The organism is Vibrio sp. 661 (assembly GCF_033339315.1).
Classification (GTDB): Bacteria; Pseudomonadota; Gammaproteobacteria; order Enterobacterales; family Vibrionaceae; genus Vibrio; species Vibrio alginolyticus.
Window position 1 is genome coordinate 1 of sequence record NZ_JAWOUJ010000016.1, and the last position, 22172, is coordinate 22172.

A 22172-nucleotide genomic window follows, 5' to 3' on the forward strand; every position below is an offset into this window, starting at 1 on the left:
GTGGTTAGCATAGGCATAACAAACTGTTTAAGAGTGATTCGCAACGCGTGGCATTTTTATTATGCGTTGGTTTTAGTTGTTAAGGTGGTATGCGGCGGCTTCGGTATTGCGTTGCTCACACCTTAACAGGGCGTTAGTACGGGTTTGATATCAAAGGTTATAAGTTTTGGTGTTTATCTGTTTTGGCGCTCGTCTTTACACCTTTCAGTTCGTACCTTTCACGTTCTTTCCGGTGGCACTATATGCGGATTGTTCGCTTTGATTTCACCGTTTACGGCTTCTAACTTTTAGCCTATTTCTTTGTCGCTTCTTCATTTTCGTGGTGTTTTTTGAGAGAGCCTTGATTACTTTTGGTGTGGCTGTTGAGTTACGAGGAAAGAATCCTTTTTTAATTTAAAGTCAGTGAAAGTCGGGCAGTTCAGTGCGTTTTTCTTCTAGCCAACTTTCGTCTTTCAATCGGGGTAAAGTTTTGTAACGGCCCGTCTCACTTCAGTGTTCAAAGCCTTTCATATCATGCCACTTTTCAATATCTTGGAGCGCATAAATAGAAGTGGCGCATGTACTAACAAATTGCTTAAGAGTGATTCGTAACGCGTGGCATTTTTACTATGCGGCGGCTTATGGTGATTTAGGCACTGTGCGGTAGCTTTTGTATTGCGTTACTCACACCTTAGCAAGGCGTTATACCGCAATCAGTCATCTAACCTTTTCATGGCTTTACGATAAACATCGCTACGTTCGCGCTTTCCAACTGCTAGGACGGTTACAATGATGACATCGTCTTCAACTTTGTAGACGAGACGGTAGCCCGATTGACGCAACTTAATTTTATACATGTTGTCAGCTCCAGATAGTTTTGAAGCCGGAACATGTGGGTTATCTAAGCGCTCGATTAGCTTTTTCTTAAATTGTTGTTGCAGAGTAGAACCAAGCTTTTTCCACTCTTTGAGGGCGCTCTTTTTAAAGTCGAGTTTATAGGTCATCAATATTTACCGAAATGCTCTCTTCAGATTCACGCTCTTTAGCGATAGCGAGTAGTTCAAGATCTTCGAGTCTGTCCATCATCATTTCGTACGCTTCGGCAGGTACGCAATAAAATGCTGGTTCATTTCGGTTTAATACAGCAACAGGTTCGCCGTAAGCACTAGTTGCAACTTTCATAGGGTTAGCTTTTAACTCAGTAATGCTTGCAGCAACATCGGCTAAAATTCTAGTGGTCATATAATCAATCTCTTAAGTGGTCTTTATGCTGGCCATTTTAGCCTCAACCAAGCGGTATAACAAGTTGCTTAAGAGTGATTCGCAACGCGTGGCATTTTTACTATGCGTCGGTTTATGTGTTTAAGGTATTATGCGGAGGCTAAGGTATTGCGTTGTTCACACCTTAGCAAGGCGTTAGCAGTCAAGGATGAATATGAAACAAAACTACCAAGTTCATGAAGACATGTATGTTGAAGCTCGCGAAGCTGGCTGGGAAGGTTGGGGTGGCAACGAGCGAATGTCTAAAGCAGTTTTAGTTGAGCGTTTTCTCGAGCTATTTAAACGACCGGTGCAAGGTAAACTGCTCGAACTAGGTTGCGGTGAAGGACATCATTGCAGAGCTTTCCAGAGGTTAGGCTTTGAGGTGGCAGTCCATATCGTCATGTTACCTCTGAAAGTGATCTAGTTGTTGAACTAGAGAAAGCAGGGTTCCAAGTGCTTCATGTCAGTGTCTATGAGCGTGAAACTTCAAACCACATAACGGTGTATGCGATAAAAGCATAATTTTGTGTAGAAAAAACTGCTAACAAATTGTTCAAGAGTGATTCGGCACGCGTGGCATTTTTACTATGCGTTGGTTTTAGTGGTTAAGGCGTTATGCGGAGGCTTCGGTATTGCGTGCCTCACACCTTAACAAGGCGTTATGTGCTTTGGTGGAAATGAATATGGAAATCACAATCAGGCTTATCGAAACAGAAAGCATAGAGGACAAGGGTATATTCGAGACTTTGTTTAGAGAGTACTTATCTGGATTCTCAGTTGAGCTAGATCTCTCAGTAATTGCTCAGCTATTTGCGTTGCCTTATTTCCACGGATTTATCAGTTTTGTCGACAATAAGCCTGCCGGTTTTGCGGTTTGCTTTGAATCGTTCTCAACTTATCGTGTGCAAAGAGTGATGAATATCCATGATTTTATGGTGTCGGACAACTTTCGTGGTAAAGGTGTGGGGCAAAGCGCAACTGAATGGTATCGAACAGTATTGTCGTGATAATGATTACCTCAAAATCACACTAGAGGTCGGTGATGATAATGTTGCAGCTAAAAAGCTCTATAGCTCATTGGATTACGAAGATTACAGAGTAGTTTTGACAGGGCAGCAACATTGGCAAAAGTACCTCAATTAGCACGCACATAACAAACTGTTCAAGAGGGATTCGCAACGCGTGGCATTTTCACTATGCGTTGGTTTTAGTGTTTATGGTGGTATGCGGCAGCATCGGTATTGCGTTACTCACCCCTTAACATGGCGTTAGGCTTCTTTCTAGAAAATGGAGGTAACTTTGATAAAGGTATTTATTACGGCTAGTGAAATAGTATTGCTAATCGTTGCTCTAATTATTGGCGCTTTCTGGATAAAGCAACCTGACGCAAACTATGAACCTATTCTTGTGTTTCTGAGCTTTCTTTTACCCATGTTAGAGGTAGCAAGACGCAAAGTGAGCAACAAACAAGTTGATATGGTTCCGCAAACTACATCCTATGCTAGGCGCTATCTTGATCAGCCTCATCAATGTCACTTTATCAATAATCTTCCCAACCTAAAGAAAGCTGTAGAGCAAAGCTCACAAGAGTTATGGGACAGTGGAATTACAGCAAACATGCGGCAAGGTAGTTACGATCTAATCCATTCGTTGCAAGATTACTGGGTTTCTCTTGCTGAATTTTTCCCACCGTTACACTTTGACGGTAAAGAGCCACGCGCTTACATTTCTGATTACACACAAAGTCGGTTCTCGTTTCACAGATCAAACCTAGAACCTGATGGGGCTGGTACTGGAGGCTCCATTGTTCACGTGATGGCAGGCGGTGGTGTTATTCAAGATCTGGAGAATATGATCGAAGAAACAGTCTGCACATTATCTTCAAGCACTGATACGTTAGATTTTGAGAATTGGAAAAAGCGATGGCGCGGCAAAGCCTAACAAACTGTTTAAGAGTGATTCGCAACGCGTGGCATTTTTACTATGCGTTGGTTTAAGTGATTAAGGTGATATGCGGCGGCATTGGTATTGCGTTGCTCACACCTTAACAGGGCGTTAGCACTGGGTTGGCATCAGAGATCAAAAGTCTTGGTGTTTATTGGTTTCTTTTCCTAGCTTTACACAGGAGCAAATGTGCCTTTCATGTTCGCTCCGGTGGCACTAGATGTGAAGTTTTCGCTTTGAGTTTATCGTTTACGGTTGCTAACTTTCGGGCTATTTCTCTGGTGTGGTTTCTTTAGTGCTGAGAAATTTTCGGCAAAACAAGCGTTGCTTTGTCGCTGTTGTTCAAGTTCGAAGCCCGTATTCTTTGCTAATTTGAAAGCGGTGAAAAAGGGCAGTTAAGCATGTTTTTCTTCTAGTCAACTTACGTCTTGATGTCTGTTTTTAGTTTGGCAGCTGTCCGTTTGGTTTAGTGTTTTAAGCCATAAGTTTCGTGCTATATTTCAATGTCTTGGCGTGTACCAAAAGCTTAAAGGGCAGCGTGCTAACAAACAGTTCAAGAGGGATTCAGCACGCGTGGCATTTTTGGTATGCGGTGGTTTCGGTGTTGAAGTGCCATGCGGAAGCTTAGGTATTGCGTGCTTCACCCCTTAACTGTTGCCAGTCCGTTTTCTGCGGCGTTGGTTGTTCCAAGTGGTTCCATTAAACAGCCGCTTTGAGACTACGCCTGACTTAAGTGCATCAAAGCACATAAAGTTTGTTGTTCGCAAAGTTTAGTTTGGCTTAAAATTGGCGCTCGGTGCCTCGCGACTAACAAACTGCTCAAGAGGGATTCACAACGCGTGGCATTTTTACTATGCGTTGAATTTAGCGATTAAGGTGGTTTGCGGCGGCTTTTGTATTGCGTTGCTCACCCCTTAGCAGGGCGTTATGTTTCTTTAGGAGTTAAACGTGGAATTTTTGGAAAGTCGTATAAATAAGCTATTGGGCGAAGCTAGAAAGATTGAAATTGATGTCGCGCATCATCAAATTAGTTGGTCTCAATGGGATCTAAAGCAAACCGGAGTTCGGTCGGTTTCCTTAGCTGAGCTAATGCGAATAATTTCAGTTTGATACTTAAGTTTACTGATGTGAAAGGCGGCACAAAGCCTTCTAATAATATAAGGCATTCGTGATTAGTTCGGCGCACTTACATCGCCGAAGTATGGTGTTGTGAGACGCATTTCAAACTAAAGATAAACGGTAATTTTTTGGTTAAATACATATTTGAGTTAGCTTTGTTAATCATTAATTAGCAAAACGAGCTTTGGCGAAAGTGGCTGAAAGATCAGCGAAAACTGAAAGGTGCTCAGTTAACAAACTGTTCAAGAGGGATTCGCAACGCGCGGCATTTTTACTATGCGTTGGTTTAAGTGTTTAGGGTGGTATGCGGCGGCTTCAGTATTGCGTTGCTGCCCCTTAATGCAGCGTTATGTACCTATGAGGTCAATTGAACTATGAGTGATTTTGTTCGTGAGGTTAGTGAAAACTGGAACCAAATAGATGCTGATGCTAGTTTAAATCGGCAATCAGCTGGCGCGACTAATCATGTCTTTCGAATCCAATCCTCAGAGACTTTTTACCTTAGAAAATATCGTGTTCGCAATGTTGCACAAATCAAGCTTGAGCATGAATTATTACAAAAACTCTCCCAAAATTTGAATACTATAATAGCCCCAGTTTTGACGCGCGATGGCTGCTCCTTTGGCAAAATAGGTGATGGCTTTTACGCTTTATTCCCTGAAGCAAAAGGGGGGCTAATTGGAAAAAGCGAGCTGTCGGAGTTACATGCTTTTCAGTTAGGAAAAGCACTGGCTGAATTGCATGTTCAACTAGCTTCTATGGCTGGAAATAGTTTTCCAACAATCGAGCTCTCATGGGATAAAAGTGCTTGGGTCGATAGGTTACAAAAAATAGTTGCCTGTATTGAAATCAACAGTGCGCTTGATGCAAAAGGTTCGGTGCTACGAAGAGTAAAACAACAGCGTGACTATCTAGCGAGCTCACAAGCCGTACACTCATATACTCCTTTAACAAGCAGGCAATTAATTCACGGCGACTTTCATCATTTTAACGTCTTTTTTGATTTAAACGGTGCTGTAAGTGATGTGATTGATTGGGACCTAGTACAAAATATGCCACCTGGTTATGAGGTGGCTAGAGCCTGTATGTACATGTTTGACATGGATGTTAATAAATCATTGGCCTTGTTAAAAGGGTATCTGTCTATTAAACCTATGACACAACCTGAGCTTAACGATGGAGCAAAGGCATGGGCTGTTTATGCTGACCATCATGTATGGGCTTTGGAAGAGGTGTTCTTAAAAAACAATACCGCTGCACAGAAGTTCATCCCCAAAAGTGACTTTATTCCGTTCATGGTTCAATGGTCCAAAATTGAAAGTGCATTATTTTGCGGCGGTACATAACAAGGCGTTTAAGAGGGATTCTCAACGCTTGGCGGTTTCAGTTCAAAGTTTAGCTTTTGTGTATATAGCACAATAGTTTAAGTTGGGTGGTATAGCGTTGCTCACCCCTTAACGCGGCGTTAGTAAGGGTTTGGCATCAAAGGTCATAAGTTTTGGTGTTTATCTGTTTTGGCGCTCGTTTTTACACCTTTCAGTTAGTGCCTTTCACGTTCTTTCCGGTGGCACTATATGCGGAGTGTTCGCTTTGATTTCACCGTTTACGGCTTCTAACTCTTAGCCAATTTCTTTGGCGCTTCTTCATTTTCGTTGTGGCTTTTGAGAGAACCTGGATTACTTCTGGTGTGGCTGTTGAAGTACGAGGAAAGAATCCTTTTCTAATTTGAAGCCAGTGAAAGTAGGCCTGTTCAGTGCGTTTTTCTTCTAGCCAACTTTCGTTTCTTAACCGAGTTTAAGTTTTGTAGCGGCCCGTCTCACTTCAGTGTTCAAAGCCTTTCATATCATGCTAGTTTTCAATATCTTGGAGCACATAAATAGAAGTAGCGCATGTACTAACAAATTGCTTAAGAGTGATTCGTAACGCGTGGCATTTTCATTATGCGTTGAGTATAGTGATTAAGGCGTAATACTGGATCTTCGGTATTGCGCTACTCACACCTTAACTCGGCGTTAGGCAAAAAGGAAGACATATGGCTATAGAAATAATTGTTGGTGCTGCTGGTGCATCCCTTACACTTCTTGACCTTGTATTAAGGGCTAAAGGGTCATTAATTGCTCCCAAAAAAGATCCTTTCATAAATTACGATACTAGCTATCTGTTAGGTGTTTACTCGGAAGAAACGCCGATTTCTCATTTTATACCTTACAGTGAACTAATAAGCATGTACCCTGAAGGTAAGAAAATAGAAATTAAAATAAACAATCGAAAGTTCATGCTTCGACCACCAAACCAAGAATGGTCTAAAGTCTCAGACCTTGGGTTCAGTCAACTTATAGAGTCCCAAAGGGTTAGAGATAACGAAGGAGCGATCAGGCTTCATGAAGTTTTAGAGTCAGGTGATAATATAAGCTTCTCACTACAGAAGGCATCATACTTTGACCAATGTAAATCCAATTTAATATTAGATTGGTCATCTCAGGATGATGATGGCATTTCACTAAGGTCCTTACAGCGTGGAATCTATGGAGGGCTCTTACCTAATTTAAATGATAAAACTATGGCTAACACAGTTGGAATTGCAGCTCTCATTTATTACAGAGAGGAAGACGAATATGTCCCCTATATGGTTAAACGTGTAAAGAAAGTAGGAGTCTTTCCTGGTGGTATTCACTGCACTTCGTCCGGGGTTGCAAAGTGGCCCTCAGATTCTGCCGATACTAGCTTTGAAAATTTCTTTACAAAGCATATGTACTCTGAATTAGAGGAAGAAGTTGGTCTGACAAAGAATGATATTTCAGAACTTATTCCCATGGCTGTTTGCAGGGAGTTCGCTAGGGGAGGAAAGCCCCAAGTCTTTTATGCTGGTTTTACTGAGTTATCTAAATCTGAACTAATAGAAAAAAGAATTAAAGCGCAAGCAACAATTGCAGAAATGAAGCTATGGCCAGAAATTGAACAGCAAAGATGGTATCACTCTGAAATCGTATTAGGTACTGATGAATTAATGGGATCTATTAGTAAATACAAAGTTACTTTAGAAGGCGTGGCATCTCTGCATTATGGAATAAAGTATTTGCAGCAGCACAGGATATAAAATGCCTAACAATCTGTTTAAGAGTGATTCTCAACTCGTGGCATTAACTGGGCGTTGAGCTCAGTGATTAAATCGGTATGCGGCGGCTTTTGTATTGCGTTGCTCAACTCCAAAAGGTCATTAATACTCAAAGGTCAAATATGGATATTTACCCAGAAATCGAGTTATCTAAAGCGCAGCATAATGCAATTGAAGCTCTTAGAAACCAGTCGTTTCCTGAACACCAAGTTACTCGCTCTTACTATAAGCAACTCCCGCATATGAGAGTTCTGAATTACGAAGGTGATCAGTTAGTTGGTTACATGGGATTAGACTACAGAGTTGTTCGCGTTGGTGATGAAATTTATAAAGTATTAGGTGTGAGTGACTTTTGTGTCGAGAGCAAAGTTCAAAGACAAGGTATTGGCACAACAATGTTGTCTCAACTCAGCGAGTATGCGTCCACTAAAGATGTCGACTTCATCATTTTAGTCTCCGATTTGGAGCGTTTTTATGTGGCTAATGGTTATATGCGCCTTAACTCTCTAAGTTCTTGGTTGCGAGTTCACGAACATAAAAATTACGGTGTCGCTGTAGAGCAACTAGATGATTTATATGTTAAACCTATCAGCGGTAAAACTTGGGCTGTTGGTCATATAGATTGGTTAGGGTATATGTATTAGTCTGTAGTGGGCTAATAAATTGTTCAAAAAGAAATACTACACGTGGCATTTCCAATTAGCGTTTCTTATACCTTACGGGAGCGCTTTCCCACAAGGAGTAATATGTGATTGTAGTAGCAAGGTTTTCTTTTCCTCATGAAGCTCATATTGCGAGAGCAAGCCTAGATAGTGTCGGAATAGAAAGTTACATCGCTGACGAGCACACGGTAAATACTCAGTGGCTTTATTCAAATGCAATTGGCGGCGTCCGTCTGATGGTGGCCGAAAGTGATGCAGAAGATGCGAAACAAATACTTAGTAGCGATTTCTCAGAATCATTGGGAAATGAAGTTGACGTTGATGAAGAAAAAGACGTTTGCCCTAAATGTGGTAGTAAAGATCTATTTGCATTTACAAAAGGTAAACGCCCAGCTTTCTTAGTTTTTATTTTACTGGGTTTTCCACTGTTTTTTTACAAGCATGGTTATAAGTGTAAGCAGTGTGGGGAGTTTAGTGAAAAACTTTAAATCTTCAGATAACAAGGCATTAAAGAGACAACTTGTACTCGTAGTATTTTTACGATGAGTTAGGTCTAGTGCCTATACAAGAAGTCAGAGTTACTGCTTGCTTACAAGCAAAGCATTATACGATAGTGAAGGAATAACATTGAATGAGTGAAATTAAAACAATAGAGCAGTTAAAAGAAATTTACGCAGAGCCAAGTGCGAGAGCTAAAAATAAAGCTCTGCCTGTGCTGGATGTTCATGCGATTACATTAATTAATAACTGCCATTTTGCAGTTCTAAGTACCGCTGATTCACAAGGGTATATCGATCTTTCTCCTAAAGGAGGGGAGCCTGGCTTCGTAAAAGTTTTAGATGAATCAACATTGTTGCTCCCTGATAGCTCGGGGAACAATCGTATCGATAGTCTAAAAAATATCATTAGTAACCCCAAGGTAGGGTTGTTATTGATGGTAAATGGTATTGATGAAGTGCTCCGTATTAAAGGAATCGCAAGTATTCACACCGACGCCAACTTGATATCTGCTTGCCCCGATGGAAGTAAAGATCCTAAGGTTGTTATCAAAATAGTCATAGAGAGTATGTACTTTCATTGTGCGAAAGCGGTGATGAGAGGGAAACTTTGGTCTGATGACTATAAAGTAAATCGCTCAATTCTCCCTTCATTAGCTCAAGTCTTTAAAGATCAACAAAAGTTAGAAAGTAAAGCGCTTAATCAAGAAGAGATGTTGAAATATTACCAATCTAGCCTTTAGAACGAGCGTGGTAATATATTGAAAAGATAGAAAAATCAGGTTCGACCGTACTATGCGGAAGTATGGATTAGGTTTAGTGGGGATGTTACTGTCTCAATAGCGTTAGTTCACAAATAAACAATTGTTAGTCCAAATTTTAAAATGAAAAATGCAGGAAAATTTACTCTAGAAAATTACGTTTTGGCTAGTCCGGGAGTTAGGTGTGTTGGACAAATGATTGATCTTTTTGTCAGTTTTAGCATTTTTACGCTCGTTTTATGGGGCGGCTTAGAAATCGGTATTGAAAAAGAGCTTGTGCGCGCTACAGCAGTAACTGCGACTGTATCGTATTACCTTTTTTCTGATTGTTTACCAAATGGTCAAAGTGTGGGTAAAAAACTTTTGGGCATTGCAGTTATAAGTGCAAGAACGGGTAAAAAGTGCAATATTTTTCAGTCGCTCTTTCGAAATGTTATTACTCCATTCTTAGGTTTTATTGACTCAATTTTCATTCTTGGTAAAAAGAGGCAACGGCTCGGTGATAAGTTAGTGAGAACGGTGGTGGTAGTGCACTAGTTTGTTGAAAAAATTGTTAACGCTGAGGACTTGGGTTCAAGTCGGGCTTTGTTTTCGTGGTGGAACAGCCTTGCTTAGGTGGTAGCGTTACTCACATACTTAATGTAGCGTTGTAAGAAAATTGGTATTGGAGTCCAAGTTTTATGTCAGAAAAAGAGAAAATGTTAGCAGGTGAGCTTTATGACCCAAGTGATGAAGAGTTATTAAAGTTAAGGTTGAGCGCTAGGTTACTAACTGAAAAATTGAATGCCACCTCTGTTGAGCATAAACAAAAGCGAGTTCAAATCACTAAGCGCCTGTTCGGCACAACAGGTGACGATATTCATGTTGAATCTTCTTTCAATTGCGACTACGGATCCAACATTCACGTTGGAGATAATTTTTACGCTAATTTTGGTTGTGTGATTTTGGATGTTGCGGAAGTTAAGTTTGGTGATAACTGTTTACTTGGGCCTCAAGTTGGCATTTATACTGCGACTCATCCCTTAGATCCTATCGAGAGGAACAGTGGTTTAGAGCTAGCAAAGCCCATAAACATTGGTGACAATTGTTGGATAGGTGGCCATGCCGTAATCAACCCTGGCGTAACACTTGGGAACAACGTGGTGGTAGCCTCTGGCGCAGTCGTTACGAAGAGTTTTGGAGACAATGTCGTTGTTGGTGGCAACCCAGCCAGAGTACTGAAGGAAATCGTCACTAAGCGATAATAAAGTATATGGACTATTTTGAGCCTGTGTTTAGGACTTATGATCAACTCACTCCAAGCTTTGATGCGTTCAGCGGTTACTTGTTGACGCACTTGAATGTCTAAAATTTGCTTCAATATAGAATCGTTACACGTGGCGCTTTTGCCGTGCGTTGAGCTTGTTTAAAAGTCTCATACGAAATCATTTGTATTACGTGTCTCACACTTTTATTGGATTTTCGTCACCAATAACGAACCAAAAGGCTGACCCCAAAATGTTAGTAACAAAGATTGAAACGGAACGATTAATTCTAAGAGAGCTAGTTGAAGATGATGCAAGCGAATTGTTTGACATCTTCTCAGACCATGAGGTCATGAAATATTGGAACTCTGGCCCTTGGGTTTCAATTGAAGAAGCGCGGACATTTATAGCCAAGAGTACACAGGCCATGAATAGCAATACAGAAGTGACACTAGGCATCTTCCTAAAGAGCAATGGCCAACTTCTGGGTAAGATAATGCTGTTTAATCACGTGAAAGAGTCTAGGCGCGCAGAAATTGGCTTTGGCGTGAGTCGTCATTTCTGGGGTAAAGGCATTGTATTAGAGGCGGGAACTGCATTAATCGAACACGCATTCAAAACACTGAATCTACGTCGAATCGAGGCTGAGATAGATCCAGACAATGCTTCTTCAGGTAAAGTCTTGGAACGGTTAGGTTTTATAAAGGAAGGTTTCCTAAGGCAGCGTTGGGAAGTGAATGGAGTAGTCTCAGATTCCGCAATTTACGGGTTGTTAGCTAAACCCTTAGACAGCGTTTAGTATCCGGCCTTAAACGCATCTAATAGGTCTAGCCTGCTCGTGCTCTATACACAGCCTTACATTTGACGGTGAGGTTTCTTGAATTGACTTGGTGGTCACTGAATGTACTATCAAAGATAGGACTTACTGCAAGGATAGCAGCATGAGCGAGAAATTATTTTGGGTTAATCCCTACCAAACAGAACTTAACTCAAGAGTGAGCAATGTAGACGGAAATAAGGTTGAATTGGACCAGACTATCTTCTTTGCAGAGTCTGGAGGCCAAGAGAGTGATAAAGGAACGATTAATGGTATTCCGGTTTTGATTGCTCAAAAGTTAGGTGTTCGACTTATTTACACATTGGAATCCTCTCCAAATTTTACTCTTGGTGACATTGTAACTACGAATATTGATTGGAAGCGTAGATACGCCTTAATGAAGCTACACTTTGCGGCTGAAGTGGTGCTCGAGATGTTTTATCAGCGTCGGGAAGGCATTGTTAAGATAGGCGCGCATATTTCTGAAAATAAGAGTCGCATAGATTTCGAGTGGTCTGAAAGTATTGGCCCGCTATTGAAAGAAATTGAAACTGATGTGCAAGATTTGATTAACTCTGATTCAGTCATTATTAGTGACTTTTCCGATCAAGAGAGTGAAAGAAGGTATTGGAGAGTGGATGGGTTTGCGCAAGTGCCTTGCGGTGGCACTCACTTAAAGCGCACATCAGAAGTCGGCCAAATTCAATTAAAACGCAAGAACATCGGTAAAGGCAAAGAAAGGGTAGAGATAACCTTATGCTCGTAGGTCGATAGGGCATTAGAAATAGATTCCTAACACGTGGCATTTTAATTCATGGTGAGATTCACATTTGCGATATGATGGTTGAGATTGAGGGCGTGTTGGCTACTTCTTAACGAAACGCTACACGATAGGGGCGGGAGGATGATATGTCGAAAGTTACATTGAAAGGCTTTATTTTAGTTCCGGAAAAGGATCTAGAATTAGTAAAACATGCGTTAATAACTCACAAAAGGCTCACGTTAGAAGAGCCGGGCTGCCTTAGTTTTCTTGTGACTCAAAGCTCGACTAATCCGTTTCGTTTTGATGTCTATGAGGAGTTCGTCGACAAAGCCTCTTTTAAACAACATCAGGAAAGAGTTCAAGCCTCACATTGGGGAAAAGTAACAGCCAATGTTAAACGGCAATACGAAATCTTTGAATGTGTGCATGACTAATCGAATCGGAGTGATTTAGAGCGTTTACACTTTGCTTTTCATGTTGCTCTACGCTCTACTATGTTGCTTTATTCAGCTATTCACCTGGCTTAGTGTTCTTAATGCTTTGCCGTATTAAATCTAGAAATTTTAATGGAAGTGTTATGTTTAGAGTTGTGTATGAATGGCGTGTGCCAAGTGAAAAAATGGATGAGTTTCAAAATATATGGCGTTCGACGACAGATTCAATTCATCAGTCAGTAGATGGGGCGCTTGGTAGTTTTATGCTTCGTTCTTACGATGTACCGGAAAAGGTTTTAACTATTGCCAAGTGGCGAACACGTGAAGACTGGGAGCGGTTTTGGGGAACTAGTAACCCAGAAAAAATGAAGAAGATGAGTGAAATTGCAGAGCGTGTTTCAGTTGAACCATTCGATGAAATTGAAGATAGAACTAAGTAGGGCAATAGAAACGTTAAAGTGATGCCTAATGAACAGTTTGGCGGACAATATGAAAGACAACCTTAACCAAGGAGTAGGGTTATGCAGATTTTAATCGTTGGAGGTAGTAAGGGGCTAGGAAGGTTCTTGGCTACGAACGTACAGGGTACAGAAATTTATGCGATTTCTAGATCAAAGCTAGTTGAGGAGGGAGTCGCTTCTGTTTGTATTGACGTTGATCCCGGTAAAAAACCAGATTATACGTGCTTCAAAGGTGTAGAGTTTGACATCATCGTTTATTTGGCGTCGATGTGGGGAGAGTCTTCAGAATTGACAACAAGCGAACTGATTGAGTTTATGAATGTTGGCCCGATTGGGTATCTTAATTTAGTCAATGAGCTTAACGCTTTAGGTTCACTTAACGATAAATGCAATATTGTATCTATTGGATCTACAGCCGAGCTTTCAGAAAGTAGTGAATACCCTGCATTCACCCTCAGTAAAAGATTACTCAAAGATATTTCTAGCCAGCTGCAAAACGTTTATCGTGATTACCGCTTTACTCACTTTACAATAGGTGGGATCGGGCATGCTGAAGAGGAACGTATTGAGTATTCGAGTGTTTTGGAGATTATAAATATGCTAACCAAGCTTGATCCAAACACATACCTTTCAAATATGCATATAAAGTCCAAGCTAGGAATGTAGCTCTCAAGCTGTATTACGTACCTGCTTCTATGGTTTGGCATCATGTGCATTCTTTTTATTGAGCTATGGTTATAACTCCAATGAAAGGAGTTTACTTATGTCATACATTGATGGGTTTGTCGCTGCAGTGCCGACAGCGAATAAAGAAAAGTATATCGCACACGCAAAAATAGCAGCAGAAATGTTCAGGGAGTTTGGGGCCTTAAAGGTTGTTGAGACGTGGGGGAGTGAAGTACCAGATGGTGAGATCACATCATTTCCCATGGCAGTTAACGCTGAAAGCAACGAAACCGTTGTGTTTTCGTGGGTAGTCTGGCCTTCAAAAGAAGTTCGAGACTCAGGGTGGCTGCGGATCATGGGTGATCCTCGAATGAGTCCAGACAATAACCCAATGCCCTTTGATGGAAAGCGTCTCATTTATGGCGGATTTGATGTTATTTTGGAGTAGTAAAATACCAAATAATCTCAACTCGATTCGTGACACTTGGTGTTTTAATCAGTATTACGCTTCTGATGTACGTTCAATAGAGTATTCCGCGATAAGTGTTGATAAAACTCCATTTGGAGGCTTAGAGTAAAAATGGAAGAGATAAATTATTCACTGATTGTCGTATCAGCTATCGCTGCCATCGCTAGCCCCGGACCTGCGACTCTTGCGATAGCAGGCACGTCAATGAACCACGGTCGACGCTTTGGTGGGTATTTGGCTGCAGGTGTTTTAACGGGGTCTTTATTTTGGTCAACCTCAGCCGCTTTTGGTCTCGCAACCATACTCTATAGCAATGTTTGGCTTTTTGAAATTCTTAGATATTGTGGGGCATTTTATCTTTTATATTTGGCTTTAAAGTCCGTACATTCTGCCTGCAACATCGAGCAGCTAAAGTTACCCAAAACATACGTAACGACAGAGAAGGGTAATTACTTAACCGGAGTGTTAATTCACTTAACTAACCCAAAGGCTATTCTGTTTTTTGGTGCGCTTTATTCGATAGGGGTTCCTCCTACGGCCAGTCCGTTGGAATTGTTGTCGGTCATTTTTGTTGTAGGGCTGGTTAGTGCTTTGGTTTTCTTTGGCTATGCTTTTCTTTTCGCGTATAAAAAGGTCAGGCAAACCTATCTCAGATCCAAAGCAGTTTTTGAAGGCGTGTTCGCGTTATTTTTTGGTGTGGCAAGTATTAAGTTGCTGCTTAGTGAGGCAGGAAAATGAAGCAAAAAAGGCTTGAAGAAATAAGAATAGATAATCTATCTGATTTGACGGTCTATTAAGTATACTAAGTAGCCGATTTGTTAACTTCCATAAGAGCTGCTGGCTAGAAAAAGCTTACAACCAAACGATGCTAAATATTATCATTCAAAGGGCTAACAAAGGCCCATAATTTAATTCGTATCACTGTTCATGATTGTGCTCTTCGCGCAGTGCTGTAGTATTAGTAACGTGTTGTTAATACTAAATATAACCAATTGAAACCTGGACGTTGCATTACTTGTAGTTCGATGAAATGTTATCCCGCAAGACGTTAATTTGGAGAAAAGAATGGATTCAAACTCACTATTATTATTTGTTGTCGCTTGTCTCGCTATCAACATGATTCCTGGACCTGATGTAATTTATATTGTTTCCAATACAATGAAAGGTAAATTATCTGCTGGGCTGAAAGCGGCTCTGGGGCTTGGTATTGGTTACTTTTTTCATACACTAGCGGCATGTTTAGGTTTGTCAGCAATAATTCTGAGTTCATCTTTGGCTTTTAGCGTTGTTAAATGGTTAGGGGCCGCTTACCTAGTTTATTTAGGTGTTCAGTCATTACTGTCTATGTGGCGTGGAGAAAGTAAAATCGTTGAAAACAAAAATGTTGATAATAATAAAAATGTGTTTGTTCAGGGGGTTATCGTCAGCGTCTTGAATCCAAAAGTAGCGCTATTCTTTCTCTCGTTTCTGCCTCAATTTATTGATACGTCTGCAAGCTCAACATCAATGCAATTATTAGTACTTGGCTTGCTGTTCAGCGTACTTGCGACGACATGTAACGTTTTGTACGCCTCTGTGGGTAATTGGGTATTTAGTCGTCCACACTCTCAGCGTTATTCAAGAACTCTTGAAGGTGTTTCAGGTATTCTACTTATCAGTCTAGCGAGTAAAGTGGCATTTAGTGATCGTTAGATACAGGGCATTTTATTCTCGTGATTATTATATGGCTAATGTTTGCTCAATCTATACGCTAAATGAGTGCTATTGCATAGGTTGAATCACAAATTTCAAAAATACCAATAAGTGAACGTATTTATTTATAGTATGGTTGGCGCGATTTTATCGTAGCTAGGTTAATAACATGAAAAATAAAGTAATTCTGTGTTCCGCATTCCTTTTGGGTTTGTCAGGTTGTGCTTCTGTTCCTACTGTTGATTCGACAGTATCAAATCAAATGAAATCATTTGAAGCACCTCAAAAGGGGAACGCAGGGATTTACATTTACCGAGAAGATGCTTTTGTCGGAGCAGCGCTTAAAAAGTATGTTTACGTCGATGGGGAATGTATTGGTGAAACCGCTCCTGGTGTATTCTTCTACCATGAGGTCGAAGGCAATAAAGAACATCAAGTAAGTACAGAGTCTGAGTTTTCTGAAAATCACTTAACTATCTTAACGGAAGAGGGCCGTAATTATTTCGTTAATCAATACATTAAAATGGGTGTATTTGTTGGTGGTGCGGGCGTAGAACTCGTAGACGAAAGCAAAGGTAAAGCAGAAGTACTAAAAGTCGACATGGCAGAAAAAGGAAACTGTTCTTCGATCTAGTTTTACAAACAGACCGCTTTTTAGATTAAAAAACACATTATCAATGTAACCCAACGCTTGATGAGATCCATTCAGCGTTGGGTTTTGTATTTTTGGCAAACAGTATACCTATTTCAGACCGCATGATTTGCCACCTCCTAGCTTGAGCCCACTTATTGTTCAAAGAATCTACTTGTGAAACGTGAATTTTCGAGAGGATTTCGTAGGGAGCAATCCTACAAACGCGATTAACAGATATGCCATTCCATCATTAACCTTGTCGAGTGTATTGCTAAACTAGGTAGCGGTGTGTCTCCTCACATTAAACAAATAATAGGTATATCAGTTTTAGCTTCTATGCCTTTACATCATGCACTCGGAGCGCAATTTAAAATCAAAGGGCTAACACCAATATTAGAGAAAAATCTTGAAAGTCACCTTACACCACTAACGAAACTCTCTGTTTCAAACATTACCTCAAATCGACTAACGCAGATGGTTAATAATGCGTTAAACCCTTATGGTTACTATCATTCCGAGCTCAATGTTAAGAGATCGGAAAATGATATCATCACGCTTGAGGTTGACGCAGGGGAGGTTATGTTGGTCAAAAAATCTAACCTTGCTGTGTCGGGGGAGGCCAGTAACGACCAGGATTTCATCGAACTAATTAATCAAGCTAAACTTAAACAAGGGCAGCCGTTGCTTCATTCTGAGTACGATACGCTAAAGCGAAACTTGATTTCATTGGCTCAGCAAAAAGGTTACTTGGATGGACGTTTTATCGAATCGTCTTTGGAAGTCATTCCAAGTTTGAATCAAGCCCATGTGAATCTGCATTTCTCTAGTGGTTCTCGTTACCAATTTGGAGAGCTGTCTGTCCTTACGTCGGGTATCGAAACGGCTCGAATAGAAGCGATGAGAACATTTGAGCGGGGCGACGATTTTGATACTTTGAAATTGAGTCAATATCAGGCCGATCTCTCCAGTACTGATTGGTTTCGCAGTGTGATTGTGAAAGCGGATTTCGAGGAGATATCCGATGGTCATAAGGTGCCGATAGAAGTGCTCGCAGAGCCGAATTCACGCAATATTGTGCAAGTCGGTGGAGGGTATTCGACAGACTTGGGATTACGCGCTTCGCTGAACTGGACCAAGCCTTGGTACAACGCACGTGGACACAGTTTTGAGGCACAAGCGTACGTTTCCAAACCGGAACAATCTCTATTACTTGGTTATAAAATTCCCACACAAAATGTTCTAACGGATTACTACGGGATTCAGTTTGAATCTAAGCATGTCGATTATCGAGATACATCGAGTTTTTCTAATGATTTATCGTTTGAAAAGCACTGGCAGTTAGACAGTGATTGGCAAAGCACCATGCACGTTCGTTATTTGCAAGAAAGTTATCGACAAGCGTCGGAGAATAACGAATCACAGTTGTTATTACCGGGGGTGATATTTTCACTACTTGATCGCAAGAACGATCAATTAGAAGTAAAGCACCGTCACGTTTACTCATTGGAATACTCAGACCCCAATTTTTTCTCCGATTCTCGTTTGCTGCGTATTGAGGGCAATAGTGTTCTGTCTTGGGACATTAGTGCAAAACACAAGTTTCACTTTCGTTCCAATGTCGGTATTAATGTCGCTGACACTTTGAGCGATATTCCATCCTCGTTACGCTTCTTTGCGGGAGGTGATGGCAATCTTCGTGGTTATGGTTATGAGTCTATCTCTCCGAGAGATGAAAATGGCGATTTAACGGGTGCTCGTTACATGTTCACTGCTGGGCTGGAATATAAATATCAGGTCTACCGCCAACTGTGGCTTGGGGCATTTTATGATGTTGGTGATGCCTTCAACGATAGGGTGGATTGGAAAAGCGGTACAGGGCTGAGTTTGATATGGAACTCAAAATACGTGCCTGTCAAAGTGGACTTTGCTTATGGTTTAGATGCTCCGCAAGGAGACCAATTCCGCGTTCACTTCTCACTAGGCACGCAGTTTTAGAGGGCATTAAAAAGGCTCTCATCCTTGCAGATAGAGAGCCTTTTTAAGTCTTGATTGTTTAGAGTTCGAACTCACCATTCAGTTTCTTGAATATCCAGTTAGGCGCCTTATGCCATCCACCATAGTTTGGATTCTTAGTATGGATCTCATTCATTGATTGCCATTGAGTTTGGCCTTGTCCATCTCGAGATACTCGCCAAAACAGTTCATCTTGTTGTCGATTTAAGTAGTGCATGACATGTTCTGCAAAGGCTTCGCTTTGGACCAACACACCAAATTCCACATTGAGGAAGTCCGATCTTGGGTCGAAGTTTGATGAGCCGATATAAGTCAGCCGATCATCGAGTATCACCGTCTTGTTGTGATAATAAGTATCCGCATGGAAGTAATGGTCATCATTTTTCGCTTGGTTTTTGTACTCAAGTATATGAACGCCCTTATCCAACAGGGTTTGGCGATGCTCCTCGTAATAAGCCGGAATAAAGCCAGAATCATTAGATGCAGACGAGTTCGTCATTAACGTGATGTCCGCTTTTTGCTCCATCAAGGTATCAATAAAGGCAAACTCACCATCACTTGGTACCACGTAAGGCGTTGATATCACGGCTTTAGACGCAGTGGCTATTTGTTGCCAAACTTGGTGTTCTGCACGTTTTCTAAAGTAGGGTTTGTTGTTTTCTAACTTGTTTAATGAGTCGAAAACGGGGGTGACTTGCGCAGTGATGAAGTCGGGACTGGTCAGGTGTTTAACCTGTTTTTCAACCTCAGCCAGAATGATGCTTTTGTCTTTCTCACCTTTATTAAGCGCTTTAGTAAACGCGGAATAGTTTGGGGTAACGTTAACGATGTTTTCTATTGGCGTGACATGCTCGCTGTCCCAAAGTTGTTGGTAGTTTTGGTCGAACGCTCGAAGAATGCTGCCTTTGAACAAGACATCCATATCAAAGAAGTTGGCTTTGCGGCTGTAACCAAAATAGTCGTCGCCAATGTTGCGTCCACCTAGAATCATCCATTGATGGTCGACGTTGAAGTACTTCTCGTGCAGACGATTGTCCAAACGTTGTTGGTGAGTAGAGAAGTTGACGGCGCGACCAATCCAACCTGACTTACGTGAATCAAACGGATTGAATAAACGGATTTGAATGTTGTCGTGAGCGCTGAGATCAGCAAGCCATTTCTCGTTAAAAACCAATAGATCATCGAGAGTGAGTCGAATTTGCACGCCTCGATCTGCTGCTTGCTTGAGTTCATTGAGTAGCATCAAACCAAGCGTGTCACTCTCCCAAGAAAAGTAAGTCATATCGATGCTTTGCTGAGCATTTCTAACCAGTTCAACGCGACGCGCAAAGGCTTCCGGAGCGTTAGGAATTAAGTAAACTTCGGCTTGATGCTGAGTAGTTTGCCAATTGGCTTCAAAATCCGGTTCAACTTGCGGGTAGGGCTGGGCACAGCCAACCAATAGTGCGCTGAAGATAAAGAGTAGCAGGGCACGAAGGGCGTTAGGAAACATGAGTAAACCTTCCTAATGATGTTCAAGGAATAAGGATGAAAAAAGCCAGTGAACTGGCTTTTAGGTATTTGGTAACGAGCTATTAGTGACTGAAGATAACGTTACATGTGACTCAGAATCAGCCCAAGTTCCTCGAGACCGTTGAGGCGACCTTGGCGCAGTTTTGGATCGATGCCTGAGTGATGAGCATTGTCCCAGTCTTGTGTGGATTGAATACCGCCATCGTTATCGATCAGCAATACTCGGTCAGTCGCGCTGTTGTATTGGAAGTCCTCAAATAAACGTTCGCTAAACCACATACGAGAGAGCTCGTTCATCATTGCTTTGTCTTTGCTACCTGGACGAACACTTGAACCATCAAGCTTTAATGCTTTATTAAACACAAATGGTAATTCCGATGCATTGCAAGCGCCGACAATACAACTGATGCTTTTGAGTAAATCGCCAACGTCGAGATCGCCATTTTCACCTTTGGTATTGTAAGTCCATACGTTGAATCCAGGTTTGTAGTCAAAGTAGTAGAAGCTTGGCGTTGCCCCTGTTGCTTCTTCAGTTGAAACTTTATGACGGTTTGGACCCGTGAAGAGCAAATCATGCAACGTGGTTTTGAATTGCTGCATGTTTTTGGTCGCACCATTTAGTTCGCTTTCATCGTTGGGGAAGAAGTCAGCCAGAGCAAGTAACTCCGTTGTTGAATCGGAGTTCCCCAAACCGAAGAACAACTTAGTCATCGCCTCATAAGCGGTGCTAGGCAGCAGTTCCAATAAGTCAGAAAGATCGAGTTCAATCGAAGCTGAATCGTTGAGTAATGAACGATATTCGGTGCGTAAACGGTTTAAGTTCGTTTCCGATTCTAGCCACTCCACCATGTATTCGACGATTAAGTTTTCGTCACCACTTTCAATGATTTCTGGCGCTTCTTGGCTCAAGATTTCAATAATAGTTGGGATCAAAAATGTCAGGCTCGGCAGCATGCCTAGAGTATTGCTTTCTGCACTGTTTGAGCCAATTACCGTCGGTACGATCCATTCACTCTCAATCGCTTGTTCAGTAAAGTGATAGCCTGGTACTTCTTTCACTAGAAACGCTGGTGGGCGATGCTCGATGTAAGGCGCAAATGGCATCAACGTAGCTAATGGGCTGTTGTCTCGTGTTGGACTTATAACCGGAATATTCGCAGCGGTCAGTACCCAGTTCTTAAGACGTTGAATAGGATCAAGCATCTCGCTCTGTACCTTCATGACCTCTTCAAGTGGTAGTAGCGTTAGATCTTCAACACTTTGCTCTGGCCTTTGGCTCTTGGCAACATCGTAACTTTTATATTCAAAGCCGTACGCGTTGCTTTGCATGATGGCACGCTGAAAGTGCTCACCTGCGATTGCAGCATCGCCTTTTGATTGCTGTAAAATTCCCACCGACATGGCACCCGCACCTTGCCCCATGAGTGTCACGTTTTGCGGATTGCCGCCGAATGCCTCTATGTTTTGTTGAACCCATTCAAGCGCGTGTTTTTGATCGCCTAGGCCAAAGTTACCACCCTCTGAGTTGTCCAAACCATCGACCCAAACACTGCCCAGCAAGCCCAAACGATAGTTAAAAGTAACAGCAATAAACGGGTTACCATCGTCAGCACCTTGCGCAACCACCATATCACCATGAATCAGCGGTTCTGAGCCTGCGCCGTATTCAAAGTCTCCACCGTGAATAAAGACATAAACTGGCAAATCTGCGTACGCTTCTGTCCCGGCAGGTCGCCAAATGTTTAGGTTCAAACAATTTTCTGATTGCGTTTGTGTCGTGGTTTTTAATTGCGGACACGCATCACCGAACTGAGTCGCATCAATATCGCCTTCAAGTGGGACCGCAATGCTGTGCTGAAAGCGGTCTGCTTGCGCAAACTGGATACCTTTGAACGCCTCTACCGCTGCCAGTTTTTCATCCGCATCAAGAGGCGTGATGACAAGGGACTCTTTGGTCGCTTGAATGGTCGCATCACCAATTTCCAAAGCGATTTGCTCTGGCGGTAACGGTTGTAGTGGCTTCGGGCCGTTAGGAACGCTAGGTTTACCAGAGTCATCACTGCAAGCTGCTAAGGCAAGAGTGATGGTAATGGCTAAAGTTGAGCGATTGAGTAAAGTCATTGTTAT

At 41.7% G+C, this 22172-nt stretch carries 23 protein-coding genes and 1 pseudogene; 20 read left to right on the plus strand and 4 right to left on the minus strand.

Features of this window, described 5'->3' with window-relative positions; all coding sequences use genetic code 11:
- Positions 1-692: 692 nt before the first annotated feature.
- Together R7P69_RS19975 and R7P69_RS19980 are read right to left on the minus strand one after the other, a co-directional pair.
- Positions 693-983, minus strand: a complete 291-nt coding sequence (locus tag R7P69_RS19975; protein WP_005377002.1) for a type II toxin-antitoxin system RelE family toxin — start codon at positions 981-983, stop codon at positions 693-695.
- The gene (locus tag R7P69_RS19980; RefSeq protein WP_005377003.1) at positions 973-1221 is read right to left on the minus strand and encodes a type II toxin-antitoxin system Phd/YefM family antitoxin; all 249 of its coding nucleotides are present in this window, start codon (positions 1219-1221) and stop codon (positions 973-975) included. The genes R7P69_RS19975 and R7P69_RS19980 overlap by 11 nt, the downstream gene beginning before the upstream one ends.
- A gap of 187 nt (positions 1222-1408) precedes the next feature.
- Here R7P69_RS19980 and R7P69_RS19985 point away from each other — a divergent pair, with 187 nt between their 5' ends.
- From R7P69_RS19985 to R7P69_RS20085, 20 genes and pseudogenes are all read left to right on the plus strand, one after another.
- Positions 1409-1666 (plus strand): class I SAM-dependent methyltransferase, encoded by a 258-nt coding sequence (locus R7P69_RS19985; RefSeq protein WP_238951964.1) that lies wholly within the window; start codon positions 1409-1411, stop codon positions 1664-1666.
- A 259-nt stretch (positions 1667-1925) separates the two neighbouring features.
- Positions 1926-2385: pseudogene (locus R7P69_RS19990) on the plus strand (N-acetyltransferase family protein).
- 156 nt (positions 2386-2541) lie between these two features.
- On the plus strand, positions 2542-3183 hold the full coding sequence (locus tag R7P69_RS19995) for a hypothetical protein (RefSeq protein WP_155486758.1): 642 nt from the start codon (positions 2542-2544) through the stop codon (positions 3181-3183).
- 1496 nt (positions 3184-4679) lie between these two features.
- The gene (locus R7P69_RS20005; protein WP_047102731.1) at positions 4680-5651 is read left to right on the plus strand and encodes a phosphotransferase; all 972 of its coding nucleotides are present in this window, start codon (positions 4680-4682) and stop codon (positions 5649-5651) included.
- 686 nt (positions 5652-6337) lie between these two features.
- Positions 6338-7402 carry a hypothetical protein gene (locus R7P69_RS20010; protein ID WP_054575062.1) on the plus strand — a complete coding sequence of 355 codons (1065 nt, stop codon included), beginning with the start codon at positions 6338-6340 and terminating at the stop codon, positions 7400-7402.
- 140 nt (positions 7403-7542) lie between these two features.
- Positions 7543-8064, plus strand: coding sequence for a GNAT family N-acetyltransferase (locus R7P69_RS20015; RefSeq protein ID WP_054575061.1), 522 nt, complete (start codon positions 7543-7545; stop codon positions 8062-8064).
- A gap of 104 nt (positions 8065-8168) precedes the next feature.
- Positions 8169-8570, plus strand: a complete 402-nt coding sequence (locus R7P69_RS20020) for a DUF2007 domain-containing protein (protein WP_005377076.1) — start codon at positions 8169-8171, stop codon at positions 8568-8570.
- A 143-nt stretch (positions 8571-8713) separates the two neighbouring features.
- A complete protein-coding gene (locus R7P69_RS20025; protein WP_149192529.1) occupies positions 8714-9322 on the plus strand; it encodes a pyridoxamine 5'-phosphate oxidase family protein in 609 nt (202 codons plus the stop codon).
- 141 nt (positions 9323-9463) lie between these two features.
- Positions 9464-9877 (plus strand): RDD family protein, encoded by a 414-nt coding sequence (locus tag R7P69_RS20030; RefSeq protein WP_065274600.1) that lies wholly within the window; start codon positions 9464-9466, stop codon positions 9875-9877.
- 143 nt (positions 9878-10020) lie between these two features.
- Positions 10021-10584 (plus strand): sugar O-acetyltransferase, encoded by a 564-nt coding sequence (locus R7P69_RS20035; RefSeq protein WP_005389307.1) that lies wholly within the window; start codon positions 10021-10023, stop codon positions 10582-10584.
- 253 nt (positions 10585-10837) lie between these two features.
- Positions 10838-11383 (plus strand): GNAT family N-acetyltransferase, encoded by a 546-nt coding sequence (locus R7P69_RS20040; protein ID WP_025768089.1) that lies wholly within the window; start codon positions 10838-10840, stop codon positions 11381-11383.
- Positions 11384-11525: 142 nt separating this feature from the next.
- Complete coding sequence (locus R7P69_RS20045) at positions 11526-12167, plus strand: alanine--tRNA ligase-related protein (RefSeq protein ID WP_053350311.1); 642 nt, start codon at positions 11526-11528, stop codon at positions 12165-12167.
- 143 nt (positions 12168-12310) lie between these two features.
- On the plus strand, positions 12311-12598 hold the full coding sequence (locus R7P69_RS20050; RefSeq protein ID WP_053306982.1) for a putative quinol monooxygenase: 288 nt from the start codon (positions 12311-12313) through the stop codon (positions 12596-12598).
- Positions 12599-12741: 143 nt separating this feature from the next.
- Positions 12742-13038: an antibiotic biosynthesis monooxygenase family protein gene (locus tag R7P69_RS20055; protein ID WP_017634583.1), complete on the plus strand. Its 297-nt coding sequence runs from the start codon at positions 12742-12744 to the stop codon at positions 13036-13038.
- Positions 13039-13119: 81 nt separating this feature from the next.
- Positions 13120-13725, plus strand: a complete 606-nt coding sequence (locus R7P69_RS20060; RefSeq protein ID WP_238951961.1) for a hypothetical protein — start codon at positions 13120-13122, stop codon at positions 13723-13725.
- A gap of 97 nt (positions 13726-13822) precedes the next feature.
- On the plus strand, positions 13823-14173 hold the full coding sequence (locus R7P69_RS20065) for a DUF1428 domain-containing protein (protein WP_064354014.1): 351 nt from the start codon (positions 13823-13825) through the stop codon (positions 14171-14173).
- Positions 14174-14305: 132 nt separating this feature from the next.
- Positions 14306-14932, plus strand: a complete 627-nt coding sequence (locus R7P69_RS20070; RefSeq protein WP_064354013.1) for a LysE family translocator — start codon at positions 14306-14308, stop codon at positions 14930-14932.
- Positions 14933-15259: 327 nt separating this feature from the next.
- Positions 15260-15886: a LysE family translocator gene (locus tag R7P69_RS20075; protein ID WP_033907480.1), complete on the plus strand. Its 627-nt coding sequence runs from the start codon at positions 15260-15262 to the stop codon at positions 15884-15886.
- A gap of 169 nt (positions 15887-16055) precedes the next feature.
- Positions 16056-16520, plus strand: a complete 465-nt coding sequence (locus tag R7P69_RS20080) for a DUF2846 domain-containing protein (protein WP_005377099.1) — start codon at positions 16056-16058, stop codon at positions 16518-16520.
- Positions 16521-16856: 336 nt separating this feature from the next.
- Positions 16857-18515: an autotransporter assembly complex protein TamA gene (locus R7P69_RS20085; RefSeq protein WP_258488408.1), complete on the plus strand. Its 1659-nt coding sequence runs from the start codon at positions 16857-16859 to the stop codon at positions 18513-18515.
- Between the two features lie 58 nt (positions 18516-18573).
- On the opposite strand, the gene R7P69_RS20090 is transcribed toward R7P69_RS20085, so the two are convergent.
- Positions 18574-20025 carry a phospholipase D family protein gene (locus tag R7P69_RS20090; protein WP_025768095.1) on the minus strand — a complete coding sequence of 484 codons (1452 nt, stop codon included), beginning with the start codon at positions 20023-20025 and terminating at the stop codon, positions 18574-18576.
- Between the two features lie 101 nt (positions 20026-20126).
- A complete protein-coding gene (locus R7P69_RS20095; RefSeq protein ID WP_238951959.1) occupies positions 20127-22166 on the minus strand; it encodes a carboxylesterase family protein in 2040 nt (679 codons plus the stop codon).
- Between the last annotated feature and the right edge of the window lie 6 nt (positions 22167-22172).